The organism is bacterium, assembly GCA_023150945.1.
Lineage (GTDB): Bacteria > Zhuqueibacterota > Zhuqueibacteria > Zhuqueibacterales > Zhuqueibacteraceae > Coneutiohabitans.
This window is the reverse complement of record JAKLJX010000002.1, coordinates 485,733-499,132: the sequence shown is the minus strand read 5'-3', so window position 1 is coordinate 499,132 and position 13,400 is coordinate 485,733. Positions and strand designations below refer to the sequence as shown.

Here is a 13,400-nt window from a genome sequence, read left to right as displayed (position 1 = left end):
CAGCTTTTCGGCTTTTTTTTAATGTGGGGCCATTTGTAGCGCATCCATATTTTGATTTCATCTTCGTCTTGTTGAATCGCTCGGCGTTCCGGCTTCTGGCTGCTCCAGTCTAGCTTTCCGAGCAGCTTCCAAACATGGCTTGGATGATATCGTACACCAAATTTTTTCTCAATGAGTTGCGAGATACGTTCCAGCGTCCAGAGTTCTGTCGCGTAGCCTGCGGCTTTGGCTCCATTCAAGAGATGTCGAATCAACTTCTGTTGTTGAGCGTTGGACAATTTGGGTGTACGGCCAGGAGTCGGTTTAGGGTTTAAACCATCATCTCCATTCTTGCGAAATTGTTGCCACCACAAGTAAACCGAACTTAATGACGAATTCACTCGGCGGGCAACAGTGGCCGGCTTTTCGCCAGCTCTTAGAAGCGCTATCGCCTTTCGACGACGCTTCTCTAATTGCTTGGCAGCTCCATAAGGTCTCATGCCTCTTAATATAATCAAAAAACTGTCAATTTCCTATTACTTATGCAAAACTCAATAAGTCCGCCGTTGCGAGGTTATCAACTTGTTGGCGAGGAGTATGCGTCGCGCACGGTGGAAGCCTTGGCGCGGCCGGCTTTCAATGGTGAAGAACTGGAAACGCCGGAGGGGTGGCGGCTGGAGAGCCAGAGATTGAAGCTGGACTTGTGGGCGCTGCCCACGAATGATCCTCGCAAACCTTTCGTTCTGCGCTTTTATAATCCGGCTGCCAGGGATTGGCTGATCGAGCCGGAGCAGGCTTTGGTAGAGCGTGAAGCGCTGGCCGTGGAAGCGCCTGAGTCGAAAGCGCAATTGCGCGCCGCAGAAGAACGCGCCGCGCAGCTGGAAGCAGAACTGAAAAAGTTGCGCCGCGCCGGCGGGGCGAAATAACTAAAAGAGCGAGAATGATCTATAAAAACAATTCAAGTCGAAGTCGATGATGCCTTGTTTGAGGCGATAAACCAAGATAAAGATTTCAAAGCGATGGACGGTTCAACGTTTTTTCAAGGCGCCGCCCGTATTTTTAGAATGGAAGATGGAACATGAAACTGACAGGCAATATGAGCGCGCCTACGGCGACCCGCGTGCTCGTGAAGAGTGTGATCGCGAGGCCAGCGAGTGGATCGGAGAACAGGTATGGATCGATTGATTCATCGTGGCGAATTCTGGCTTCATGAATTCAAGCCACCGGATAAACGCAGGCCGGTGCTGGTTCTAGGCCGCTCGCAAGCGATCCCTTTGCTCAACTATGTGATTGTCGTGCCGATAAGCTTTATTGTCGTGCCGATAAGCTTTACGATACACGGAGCACCAGAGCAGTCATTGTTGGAACCGGCCAAGGCTTGAAAAATACGTCTGCGATAAATTTAGACAGTATTCAAACCATTGAGAAAGCAAAATTAGTTCAGTTTATTGGGAACCTTGACAAGGAACTCATGACACAAGTCTGCACAGCATTGTCAATCGCCACCGGATGCAGCGTTGAATCATAAAAGGCCCTAGCTTGAAAGTCAATCTCATCACCCTGGGTTGCCCCAAGAACCTCGTTGACTCCGAATTCTTACAAGGCGGCCTGCGGCTGCGCGGCGTCGAGTTCGTCGCCGAGGCGGCGGCCGCGGAGGCCATCATTGTCAACACCTGCGGCTTCATCGAGTCCGCCAAGGAAGAATCCATCGACACGATTCTGCAGGCGCTCGAACTGAAGAAACAGGGCGCCTGCCGGCAAGTGTTCGTGACCGGTTGCCTGTCTGAGCGTTACGCGCCCGAACTGCGCCGCGAGCTGCCGGAAGTCGACGGTTTTTACGGCAACCGGGATTTGCGCCAAATCGTCAACGGCTTGGCGCTGCAGATGCGGCTGAAACACAATCTGCTCGGCGAGGGTGTGTCCGCGGTTGCGCGCGCGCAGTTGACGCCCCGCCACTTCGCCTATCTCAAAATCTCCGAGGGCTGCGAGCATCCCTGCACCTTTTGCGCAATTCCGCAGATTCGCGGCGCCTTTCGCAGCACGCCGATTCCGGAACTGGTGGCGGAAGCGCGGCAACTCGCGGCCCACGGCGTGAAGGAATTGATTCTCGTCGCCCAGGATTCCACCCAATACGGCCTGGATTTGAACGGCCGGCAGCAACTCGCCCCGCTGCTGCAGGCGCTCGCTGCGGTCGCCGGCCTCGAGTGGATTCGCGTGATGTATGCTTATCCCTATCACGTCACCACCGAGATGATCGCAGCGATCGCCACCCTGCCCAAAGTGGTCAAGTATCTCGACCTGCCGATTCAGCATGTCAGCGACCGCATGCTGAAGCGCATGGCCCGCCGTGTCAACCGCCAATTCACCGAAGAATTGATTGGCCGCCTGCATGCCAGCATTCCGAATCTGGTGCTGCGCACTTCGCTGATCACCGGTTTCCCGGGCGAAACAGAGGAAGACTTTCAGAGCCTCTATGACTTCGTCTGCGCCGGCCATTTTGCGCGCCTGGGGGTTTTCAATTATTCTCACGAAGAAAACACTCCGGCTTACACGTTTGCCGATCAAGTGCCGGAAGAAGTCAAGCGCGAACGCTATGATTTGCTGGTGGAGGCGCAGCGGCAGGTGGCGTTGGAGTGGAACCGCCGGCAGATCGGGCGTGAGTTGCGGGTGTTGATCGAGGAATACGACGAACAGGAACAAGCCTACTGCGGCCGCACGCAATGGGATTGCCCGGAGATCGATCACACCGTCGTGGTGCCGGCTACGCGCGGTCAATTGCCGATCGGCGAGTTCAGCTCGGTGCGCATCACTGGCGCCCGCGATTTTGAGCTGACCGGCCGTGCCGCCAGCTCGCGCTTCACGCCGCCGATGGCAGCGCCGGCGCAACGCCGTTTACCGGTGTTGAGTTAGTGGTCGCCGGCCTTGAAGAGTTCAATCCGCCTCTACTTGTCATCCTGCTGTCATCCCGCGGACCTTGTGAATAACCTGGAACTGTGCCCAGTTCTTCACTGAATCCCTGCTGGAAGGCAATTGCAGTGGTAATGATAACGGAGAACAACATTGCCCCGCATCATCAAACCGGCGCGGCTGCGCCCCGGTGAAGTCATCGGCGTGGTGGCGCCCGCCAGTCCCATGAAGCCCGAGTTGCTCGAACAGGGCGTGCGCTATTTGGAAGGATTGGGTTATCGCGTCAAACTCGGTAAGTTTGTGTATCGCGAGAACGGCTATCTTGCCGGCAGTGATCGCGAGCGCAGCCGCGATCTCAACGCCATGTTCCGTGACCGGCAGGTGCGGGCGATCATCTGCGTGCGCGGCGGCTACGGCACCCCCCGCCTGCTGCACCTGCTCGATTATGACGCCATCCGCGACCAGCCCAAAATCTTCGTCGGCTACAGCGACATCACCGCGCTGCAGCTTGCGATCTTCCGGCGCACCGGCTTGATCACTTTCTCCGGGCCGATGGTGGCAGCGGACATGGGCCGGGGCATTGATCCCTTCACCGCAGCGCAGTTTTGGCGGATGATCACGGAACCAGTGCCCTGCGGCGATTTGGAGCCGCAGCAGGACCGGCCGTTTGCCGCGATTACCGCGGGACGAGTGCGCGGCCGCTTGCTCGGCGGCTGTCTCTCGCTGGTGGCCACGGTGGCGGGCACCGCGTTCATGCCGGCGGTGCAAAAGAGCATTTTTTTCCTCGAGGAAATCGGTGAGGAGATTTATCGCATCGATCGTTATCTCGTGCATCTGCGTGAACTGGGCGTGTTCGCCAAGATCGGCGGATTCGTGTTGGGCCAGATGATCGATTGCGAGGCGAAAAACGGCGCACCCTCGCTGCGCCTGGAGGATCTGATGCAGGATTTCATTCGCCCGTTGCGCGTGCCCGCTTTGATGAATTTGGAATATGGCCACGCCGGCCGCAAACACACCATGCCGGTCGGCGCCAGCGCCGAGCTGCTCGTGAGCGGACGGCAGCGGCGCTTGACGGTTACCGAAGCCGCGGTGGTTTAGAAATTCACCATGACCCACGCCGGGCGAGCCGGCGAGTGGGGCGGAGCGCAATTGCGGTTTCGCATGTGTTCGAGGGCAGATGGATCTTCACCTTGCAGTTTTTGCCAGCGGCCGCGGTTCGAATTTCCAGGCCATCGTCGCAGCGATTCGCAGCGGTAAGCTGGCCGCGCGGGTGGCGCTGTTGCTCACCGACCAGCCGGCGGCCGGTGCGCGGCAAATTGCACGCGACGAGGGAATTCCCGAATGCGTGCTCGCGCCCAGCAGCTTCACTTCACCGCAGGACTATGAACACGCGCTGCTGCAGGCTTTGTCCCAGCATGGCTGCAATTTCATCGTGCTGGCGGGCTATCTGCGCAAGATTCCCGTGGCGGTGGTGCGCGCTTTTGCCGGCCGCATGATCAACATTCATCCTGCGCTGCTGCCGAGTTTCGGCGGCAAGGGCATGTATGGCAGCCGCGTGCATGCGGCCGTGCTCGCCTATGGCTGCAAGGTGAGTGGCGCCACGGTGCATCTGGTGGATGAAGAATACGACAGCGGCGGCCCGGTGGTGCAGCGCTGCGTGCCGGTGCACGATGATGACACCGCGGCAACACTGGCCGGCCGCGTGCTCGCAGTCGAGCATGTGATTTTGCCGGAAGCGCTACAGCTTTTTGCGGAAGACCGAGTCGTGATCAGCGGCAGACAGGTTCGCATACGACCCAAATCCTGAACGTGAAACGCGAGAGAGACCCCGTGTCGTCCATTAAGCGCGCCCTGCTCAGCGTCCATGACAAAACCGGCCTGCTGGAGCTGGCGCAAACCCTGGCAGCACACCGCATCGAGTTGATTGCCACCGGCGGCACCGCCCGGCTGCTGCAGCAGAATGGCTTTTCAGTCACGCCGGTCGAGGCGATTACCGGCTTTCCCGAAATTTTGGAGGGCCGGGTGAAGACGCTGCATCCCAAAATCCTGGGCGGATTGCTGGCGAAACGCGATCAGCCTGCGCAGCTTGCGGAGGCGGCGCATCATGGTTTTGGGTTGATCGATCTCGTCGTGGTCAATCTCTATCCGTTTGAGAACGTGATCGCGCAGCCGCAAACCACGCTCAACGAAGCGCTGGAGAATATCGATATCGGCGGCGTCACCCTGTTGCGCGCGGCGTCCAAGAATTTCCCCGGCGTGGCGGTGCTGTCACAGCCGCGCCAGTATGCTGCGTTTTGCGAGGAGTTGCGCCAGAACCACGGCGAAGTGAGCGAGACCACGCGCCGGCGATTGGCGATCGCAGCCTTTGCCTGCACCGCCGGCTACGATGCCGTGATTCAGGATTATCTGCACCGCCAGACGGGTCAAGACGATCTGCCCACCTCCATGATTTTGGTGTTGGACCGAAAACAAGAATTGCGCTACGGCGAGAATCCCCAGCAGCGCGCGGGCTTTTATCGCAACCGCACCGGTCCGGCCGCCGGGTTCTTTGCCGCGCGGCAGTTGCAGGGCAAAGAGCTTTCTTACAACAACATTGCCGATGCCGATGCGGCGCTCGATCTCGTGCGCTGTTTTGACGAGCCGGCCTGTGTTATTATCAAGCACGCCAATCCCTGCGGGGTGGCGGTTGCTGATTCGCTGGAGGAGGCTTTCCGTAAGGCCAGGGCCACCGACCCGGTGTCGGCGTTCGGCGGCATCATCGGCTGCAATCGCGTAGTCGATGGCGAAACCGCCGCTGCGATTGCGGAGAACTTCACCGAAGTGATTCTGGCGCCGGGATTCAGCGCCGAGGCGCAACGCATGCTGGCGGGCAAGAAAAATCTGCGGCTGCTGGAAATGGATGGTATCAGCCAGCCGGCGCCCGCTGCCTTCGACTGCAAGACGGTTGCGGGCGGCGTGTTGGTGCAGGAGCCGGATACCGGCAACGACGATGAAACCGCATTCCGCGTCGTCACGCAGCGACCGCCGGAGGAGGAGCAATGGCGTGCGTTGCGTTTTGCCTGGAAGGTGGTGCGCGCCGTCAAATCCAACGCGGTGATCTTCTGCGGCGACGATCGCACGCTCGGCATCGGCGCAGGACAAATGAGCCGCGTTGATTCCGCCTGGCTCGCGGTCGAAAAGGCTCGGCGCGCCGGCCTGGAGCTGCAAGGGTCGGTGGTGGCGAGCGATGCGTTTTTCCCGTTTGCCGACAGCGTGGAGCAGGCTGCTGCCGCCGGGGCGCAGGCGATCATTCAGCCGGGCGGTTCGCTGCGCGACGCCGAGGTCATCGCAGCGGCTGATCAGCATAAAATGGCAATGGTGTTCACCGGCGTGCGGCACTTCCGCCATTAGTCCGGCTTCTCTAACAGAAGGAAGGCAAAATTGACTGGCAGCTCACCGGCCCACCGGCCCAAACGCACGCTGTCTGCGCCGCAACCGGATTTTCCGCCGTGGCGACGCGCCCGCCAACCGGCTCATGCGGGCAAGCATCGAGGGGAATTGAAGAGGGGGAAGGCGTGTGTAGGTTTTCGCCGAACGGAAAGAATGGCGTGAGCGGCTGCATCGTCATCAAAAAAACAAGAACAACTGAAGAGATCAACGTATCTTCACCTCATTGTAAGACACGTTGCCGTGAGGAAAGGCGAATCGCGCATGAATTTTTCTTTGCAAAACGTTTTGTCAACTGACATTGCCATGGACCTGGGCACGGCCAATACCCTGGTCTACGTGCGGGGCCGCGGCATTCTCGTCAACGAGCCCAGTATCATCGCATTGCGCAAGATCGACCAGGAGATCGTGGCCTATGGCCATGCTGCCAAGGAGATGCAGGGCCGTACGCCCAACGAGATTGTGACCGTGCGGCCGATGAAAGACGGCGTCATTGCGGATTTCGAGCTGGCCGAGGCCATGATCCGTCACTTCATCCGCACCGTGCAGGTGACGCGCATCTGGCGGCCGCGCATGGCGATCAGCATTCCCAGCGGCGTCACCGAGGTGGAAAAACGGGCGGTGCGCGATTCCGCGGAACACGCGGGCGCGCGCGAAGTTCATTTGATCGACGAGCCGATGGCGGCGGCCATCGGTATCGGACTGCCGATCGATGAGCCGGTGGGCAGCATGGTGATCGACATCGGCGGCGGCACCACCGAAATCGCGGTGATCTCACTGTCGGGCATCGTCAATCACAGCTCGATCCGCATCGCCGGCGACGAGATGAATGAAGCCATCGTGCAACATTTCAAACGCAACTACAACCTGCTGGTCGGCGAAAACACCGCCGAGCAGATCAAAATCACGCTCGGCTCCGCGGCGCCCTATCAGGACAAGGCCACGATGACCGTGCGCGGCCGCGACATGGTCGCCGGCATTCCCAAAACCGTCGAGATCAGCTCGATAGAAGTGCAGGAGGCGCTCGCGGATTGCGTCAATGCCATCGTCGAAGCCACCAAGCACTGCCTGGAACAAACGCCGCCGGAATTGTCCGCCGACATCCTCGACCGCGGCATCGCACTTTCCGGCGGCGGCGCCCTGCTCAAAGGCCTGGACGAGCGTCTGCGCCGCGAGACCAGCCTGCCCATCATCGTGGCCGAAGACCCGCTCACCGCGGTGGTGCGCGGCACCGGCAAAGTGCTGGAAGCGATTCACAAATATCAAAAGGTGCTGACCAAGGTCAAGCGCTATTGAGCCGCCCCGGACGTGACACGGACCTTGCCTGAAAGCCATGAAGACCGCGCTGCTCGATCGCTCCAACGAATACCTCATTTCACGGCGGGAGTATTTCACGCTGTTCGCCGCCATCGTGGCCGCGATCGCCATTCTCTTCAACAATGATGCGCCCCAGATCGATGCACTCCGCGGGCTGGCGGTGGACCGGCTGGCCATGCTGCAGGAGAAGCTGAGCTGGTTCGCGCGCCTGACGCAATCCGCCGAGGAGATGAGCGCGCTGCGCCAACGCGCCACTCAGCTCATGCTGGAGAACAGCCAACTGCGCGAGGCGTACCTGGAGAATTTCCGGCTGCGGCGGCTGTTGGAATACCGCGAGCGTGCGCCGCTGCAGTTCCGCAGCGCCCGGGTGCTGTTCGCCGAACGCAGCCGCACGCCCAACACCGTGATCATCGATCTCGGCGCCCGGCAGGGCATGCGCGTGAACATGCCGGTGGTGACGCCCGAGGGTCTGGCCGGCAAGATCTACAAAGTCAACGAGCGCACCAGCCTGGTGCAATTGATGCTCGATCGCAATTTCAGTGTGAGCGCCCGTTCGCAGGGCGGTCGCGTGCTCGGCATTGTGTCGTGGAGTGACACGCGCGGATTGGAAATGACCGGCGTGCCGCGCAATGCCGTCATCAAGGCGGGCGATATGGTGGTCACTTCCGATTACAGCGCGCTTTATCCGCCGGGTTTGCGCATCGGCAAAGTGATTGCGCCTTCGCTCGAAAAGGGCGAACCCTTCATGCGCATCCCGCTGGAGCCGGCGGTGCGTTTCGATCGTTTGGAAGAATTGTTTGTGATCACCACGCCGGCCGAGAGTTTTCAAGTGACGGTCGCGGATTCCACCAGCGGAGACTGAATCAGTTGGCAAAGCGCGTCCTCAAATACCTGTTGACGTTCTCGATCTTCCTGCTCGTGCAGGTCGGCTTTGTTCCGTTGCTGACGATTTATGAAGTGGCACCGGACCTGCTGGTTGTCGGGCTGGTGCTCTCGGCCATCCGGCACGGCGCCATCGCGGCGATCGTCACGGGTTTTCTTGCCGGGCTGGCCCAGGATGCTTTCGCCACCCATCTCTATGGCCTGCAGGCGCTGGCCAAAGCGGTGGCGGGATTCGTGGCCGCCTACCTGGCACGCGACAAGCTCAAGTTCGGCCTGCAGGTCACCCTCGGCATCACCCTGGCCACGGCGCTGGTGCACAATTTGATTCGCGACGGCATCTACTATTTTGATGCTGATTTCAGCCTTCTGCATTTGATCGTTCGCTATGTGATTCCCAATTCCCTGTACACCCTGGTGCTGGCAGCCATCGCGCATTTGCTGTTTGCCAAGAGTTTCGAGCGAAAATAGAAACGCCATGGCCGCCGCACCGCAACCAGCCCTGCCCGTATGGAACTGAGTCTGGAATCCAAACGCCGCCTCTTCAGTGGTGGCCTCGCGCTCCTGTTTCTGGTTCTGATCGGTCGCTTCGCATACGTGCAACTCTTGCGGGGCGAGCAGTTCCTCGAGGAGGCCAACAAGAATCGCGTGCGCGTGATCGAAGTCGATCCGCCGCGCGGCCTGATTCGCGACCGCTTCGGCGAAGTACTGGTGGAGAACAGTCCGGCCTACGCCATCTATGCCGTGCCCATCGAGATTCGCAATGCGCCGCAGGCCTATGAGATCATCTCCGCGGCCCTGCGCACCACCCCCGCCGAGCTCAAGCAACAGATTGACCGCAACAAGCGCGGCAACTTCGTGCCGGTCAAAATCGGCCGCCAGGTTGATTTCGCCGCGTTCAGCCTGCTCAATGAACGCCGCCTCGAGCTGACCGGTGTGGATTTTCGCGCCGAGTCGCGCCGCACCTATGACCACGGCGTGAAAGCACCGCATTTGTTCGGCTATCTCAGCGAAATCAGCGACGCTGAACTGAGTCTCTACGGCGACAACTACAGTCCGGGCGATTTGATCGGCAAGAAGGGCATCGAACGCCAATACGAGGGCGTGATGCGCGGGGTGAAGGGCCATCGCTTCATCGAAGTGGACGCCTTGGGCCGCGTCATCCGCGATCTCACCGAGCAGGACGGCGAGCGCTTTCGCAACAATCCGCCGGAGCCGGGCAAGGACGTGCTGCTCGGCCTCGATGCTTCGTTGCAACGCATGTTGGAGACCGAGCTGACCGGCAAGAACGGCGGCGCCGTGGTGTTGAATTGCAAGAACGGCGATGTCCTGGCGCTGGTGAGCAAACCGGATTTCGACCCCGAGCTTTTTTCCCGCACCCTCACGCCCGAGATTTGGAACCGCCTGCTCAATGATCCCAACAAGCCGCTTTACGATCGCATGGTGCAGAGTGTGTATCCGCCCGGCTCGACCTTCAAAATGATCACCGCCATTGCGGGCTTGGAAACCGGCCTGATCAATCCCAATGAAACGGTGTTTTGCCCGGGCTACTATGTTTTCGGCGGACGGACCTTTGAGTGCCACAAGAAAGGCGGCCACGGCACGGTCAATCTGCTCGGCGCGCTGGAGCAATCGTGCAACGTTTACTTCTATCGCATGGGTTTCCGCGTCGGGTTGGAGCATTGGTCGGACTATGCCGAGCGCTTCGGTTTTGGCCGGGCCACCGGCATTGACCTTGGCGAGGAAAACGCCGGCCTGCTGCCGAACGTGGCCTATCTCGATCGGCGCTACGGCAAGGATCGTTGGGGCAAGGGCATGATGTTGAATCTGGCTATCGGGCAGGGCGACCTGCTGGTGACGCCTTTGCAGATGGCTGCTTTTGCGATGGCACTTGCCAATGAAGGCCACAGTTTCAAACCGCGCTTGCGCCGCAGCGTCCTGGATCCGTTCACCGGCGCGGAGGAAGCCGTGGAACCGGATTCGATGCAGGTGAAGGGGATTCGGCCGGAGACTTGGGCCTTGGTGAGGCGCGGCATGTTTTTGGTTGTCAATGGCAGCCGCGGCACCGCGGTCCGTTCCCGGGTCGAGGGTTTGGTGAGCGCCGGCAAGACCGGCACCGCGCAAAACCCGCACGGTGAGCCGCATGGCTGGTTTATCGGCTTCGCCCCGTTTGATGATCCCCAGATCGCCTTCTGCGTGTTCATCGAGAATGGCGGCTCGGGCAGCGGCGCCGCGGCGCCGATCGCGCGCAAGATTTTGAGCTTCCTGGTCGAGAACAACAAATTGACGCCACAGTCGGAAGCGGAAGAGGCAGCGGACTGATTATGTTAGCACGTGCCAACATCAGTTGGAAGGACATCGACAAGGTCATCATCGTTTGTGTCCTTCTGCTCGTCACCGTCGGGCTGATGGCGATTTACAGCACGACCAATTCGCCCACCACTTCCGCGGCAATTCGGCACAGCTTTGCCAAGCAAATCATCTGGTTTCTGGCGGGCGCGATGCTCGCCTCGGCCGTGGTGCTGACGCCGGTCAAATATCTCAAAGGCGTGGCTTACAGCCTCTACGGCGTAAGCGTGGTGTTGTTGATTCTCGTGCTGTTTGTCGGCGGCGGCAAGGGCGTGCATCGCTGGTTTATTCTCGGGCCGGTGCATTTTCAGCCCGCCGAAGTCGCCAAAATTGCGACCCTGCTGGCGCTGGCACGTTATCTCTCCGATGAAGCGCGCGATTTGCGGTCGCTCAAAGATATCGGCGTCTGTTTCGCCATGGTGCTGGTGCCCACTGCCTTGATTTTGAAGGAGCCTGATCTCGGCACCGCGATCGTGGTGGCCTCGCTGCTGCTGCCGGTTTTGTTTTGGGCGGGATTGTCGCCTTTCATCGTGTTTCTGGTGGTCAGCCCGATCATCACGTTGCTCTCGGCCTTCAATGTCTACACGTTTGGCGCCGCGATGATTCTGATCATCGTCGTGCTGTTGCTCTCCAAGCGCAAGCTGCCGGTGTTGCTCGCCGTGCTGGTGTTGAATGTCGGCGTCGGCGCGCTCACCCCCAGCTTGTGGAACCGGCTGAAGGATTATCAAAAGACCCGCATCCTCACCTTCGTCGGCCTGCAGCAGGATCCGCGCGGCACGGGCTATCAAGTCGCGCAATCGCAGGTTGCCATCGGCTCCGGCGGTTTCTGGGGCAAAGGCTGGGCACGCGGCACGCAAACCAAGTTGCGCTTTTTGCCGGAGCAACACACCGATTTCATTTTTTCGGTGGTGGGTGAGGAGTTGGGTTTCTGGGGCGTTACCCTGGTGCTGCTGACGTTCTTCGTGCTGCTCTGGCGCGCCCTCGGTATTGCGGTGTCCGCCAAAAACAAATTTCTGACGTTGATGGTGGTGGGCTGCGTAACGTTGATCGGCGTGCACGTCATCGTCAACACCGGCATGACGGTGGGCATCATGCCGGTCACCGGCATTCCGCTGCCGTTCTTGAGCTATGGCGGCTCTTCGCTGTGGACGAACATGACGCTGGTGGGCTTGATCCTCAACGCGGGATTGCGGCGCTTTCAGTACTGATTGCAGCCCCAGCCGCTGGCGCGCCAGGAAGGAAGGCTTGACATTCAGAGTGAACTTTCATACCTTAATCTCGAAAATTTTACAGTTTTGATACGGGGCTTGACCTTGTGAAGACATGCAAGAGAGGTTGGCTGCTCTGGGGCATTTTGGTGATGATCGCGGCCGTGCCGGTGCGAGCGCAGGATTCCAAATTCGGTTTTGGTTTGCGCGGCGGGGTGGGGCGCATCGAAGGAGATGTTAAGGAAGCGGTTCTGCGGCCGTTCGGCAGCGCCTTGGCCTACTATTCTCCGGATCCCCACCTGGCGTTCGGCCTCGAAGCAGGCCTGGGCGAATTCCTGACGGATGATGACACGCGCCAGGACTCCGTCGCCATCGCCCTCCCCATTGAGTTTGACGTGACGTTGCGCTACTCACCTTACAAAACGTTCTCGCCGTTTGTCACTCTGGGCGCCGGCGGTTTGTTGTGGTACAATGTGCGCAAAGACAATCGCGAACCGTTTCAGGGCGGCTCGCGCAAGGAAGAACGCGCCTACCTGCTCAAGGCGGCCGGCGGATTTGAGGTTTCACTCTCACAGCGCTTCAACTGGTCAGCCGGCGCCGCCTTCCGCTACACCTTCAGCGACAAGCTTGATTTGGATTTCAGCGGTGACGAGCATGACGGCTTGATCACCCTTTTCACCGGCCTGACGATGAAGCTCGGCGGCGGAACGCCTGACCGCGATCGCGACGGCGTGTGGGACCGGTATGATTTGGATTCCCGCGCCCGCGAAGACCGCGATGGTTACATGGATCATGACGGCGTGCCCGACACGCAGATCAGCACCAGCCTGCTTGCCTTCACCGGCAGCGGCGCCACCAGCAGCGCTGATGAGATTCCGCCCATCGTCATTCATCACCCGCTCAAGCGGGCAACTGCCGGCAGGGATTTGCGCATTCAGGCGGAGATCTACGAAAACCGCAACTTGTTGAAAGCCGCGGTGTTGCACCGGCCGGTGAACGTGCGGCGCTGGCTGGTGGAGCCGATGGCAACCAGCGACCGCGAGATCTACGAGGCCATTATCCCGGGTCCCAGCATTCCCAAAGGCGGCCTGGAGTACTGCGTAGTAGCGGTCGATGAGGCCATCAGCGGTTTGGGCTACAGCGGGCTGCCCAACCGGCCGAACTACATCATGGTGCACGGCCGGGAAACCTGGTGGCGCGTCGCCGCATTTTTCGCGGCAGCGGGCGGCTGGGGCGCTGCCGGTTACGTGGTCAACCGTCATCAAAAATGAAGCTTCACGGTATTTGTGCGTAAATGGTACGCGTGGCGCCAGGACATATCAGCGGGTCCATCCT

Annotated in this window: 13 protein-coding genes; 12 read left to right on the top strand and 1 reads right to left on the bottom strand. The window is 59.8% G+C overall.

Annotated features, from left to right (window positions below; genetic code table 11):
- Window positions 1–479: IS630 family transposase (locus L6R21_05310; GenBank protein ID MCK6558597.1), on the bottom strand; the 479-nt coding region annotated here is incomplete at its 3' end.
- 42 nt (window positions 480–521) lie between these two features.
- On the opposite strand from L6R21_05310, the gene L6R21_05305 reads away from it, so the two are divergent.
- The 12 genes from L6R21_05305 to L6R21_05250 all read left to right on the top strand — a co-directional run bounded on the left by L6R21_05305 (window position 522) and on the right by L6R21_05250 (window position 13,336).
- Window positions 522–905: a hypothetical protein gene (locus tag L6R21_05305; protein MCK6558596.1), complete on the top strand. Its 384-nt coding sequence runs from the start codon at window positions 522–524 to the stop codon at window positions 903–905.
- Between the two features lie 246 nt (window positions 906–1,151).
- Window positions 1,152–1,361 (top strand): type II toxin-antitoxin system PemK/MazF family toxin, encoded by a 210-nt coding sequence (locus L6R21_05300; GenBank protein ID MCK6558595.1) that lies wholly within the window; start codon window positions 1,152–1,154, stop codon window positions 1,359–1,361.
- Between the two features lie 157 nt (window positions 1,362–1,518).
- The gene (gene rimO / locus L6R21_05295; GenBank protein ID MCK6558594.1) at window positions 1,519–2,889 is read left to right on the top strand and encodes a 30S ribosomal protein S12 methylthiotransferase RimO; all 1,371 of its coding nucleotides are present in this window, start codon (window positions 1,519–1,521) and stop codon (window positions 2,887–2,889) included.
- A gap of 150 nt (window positions 2,890–3,039) precedes the next feature.
- Complete coding sequence (locus L6R21_05290; GenBank protein ID MCK6558593.1) at window positions 3,040–3,984, top strand: LD-carboxypeptidase; 945 nt, start codon at window positions 3,040–3,042, stop codon at window positions 3,982–3,984.
- Window positions 3,985–4,063: 79 nt separating this feature from the next.
- Window positions 4,064–4,693 carry a phosphoribosylglycinamide formyltransferase gene (gene purN, locus L6R21_05285; protein MCK6558592.1) on the top strand — a complete coding sequence of 210 codons (630 nt, stop codon included), beginning with the start codon at window positions 4,064–4,066 and terminating at the stop codon, window positions 4,691–4,693.
- Between the two features lie 23 nt (window positions 4,694–4,716).
- Window positions 4,717–6,276, top strand: coding sequence for a bifunctional phosphoribosylaminoimidazolecarboxamide formyltransferase/IMP cyclohydrolase (gene purH / locus L6R21_05280; protein ID MCK6558591.1), 1,560 nt, complete (start codon window positions 4,717–4,719; stop codon window positions 6,274–6,276).
- A 300-nt stretch (window positions 6,277–6,576) separates the two neighbouring features.
- Window positions 6,577–7,608, top strand: a complete 1,032-nt coding sequence (locus L6R21_05275) for a rod shape-determining protein (GenBank protein MCK6558590.1) — start codon at window positions 6,577–6,579, stop codon at window positions 7,606–7,608.
- A gap of 37 nt (window positions 7,609–7,645) precedes the next feature.
- Window positions 7,646–8,491 carry a rod shape-determining protein MreC gene (gene mreC, locus L6R21_05270; protein ID MCK6558589.1) on the top strand — a complete coding sequence of 282 codons (846 nt, stop codon included), beginning with the start codon at window positions 7,646–7,648 and terminating at the stop codon, window positions 8,489–8,491.
- 5 nt (window positions 8,492–8,496) lie between these two features.
- A complete protein-coding gene (gene mreD, locus L6R21_05265) occupies window positions 8,497–8,979 on the top strand; it encodes a rod shape-determining protein MreD (GenBank protein MCK6558588.1) in 483 nt (160 codons plus the stop codon).
- Between the two features lie 39 nt (window positions 8,980–9,018).
- Window positions 9,019–10,830 (top strand): penicillin-binding protein 2, encoded by a 1,812-nt coding sequence (mrdA, locus tag L6R21_05260; GenBank protein MCK6558587.1) that lies wholly within the window; start codon window positions 9,019–9,021, stop codon window positions 10,828–10,830.
- A 2-nt stretch (window positions 10,831–10,832) separates the two neighbouring features.
- Window positions 10,833–12,065 carry a rod shape-determining protein RodA gene (rodA, locus tag L6R21_05255; GenBank protein ID MCK6558586.1) on the top strand — a complete coding sequence of 411 codons (1,233 nt, stop codon included), beginning with the start codon at window positions 10,833–10,835 and terminating at the stop codon, window positions 12,063–12,065.
- A 107-nt stretch (window positions 12,066–12,172) separates the two neighbouring features.
- Window positions 12,173–13,336 carry a porin family protein gene (locus tag L6R21_05250; protein ID MCK6558585.1) on the top strand — a complete coding sequence of 388 codons (1,164 nt, stop codon included), beginning with the start codon at window positions 12,173–12,175 and terminating at the stop codon, window positions 13,334–13,336.
- The last annotated feature ends 64 nt before the right edge of the window (window positions 13,337–13,400 follow it).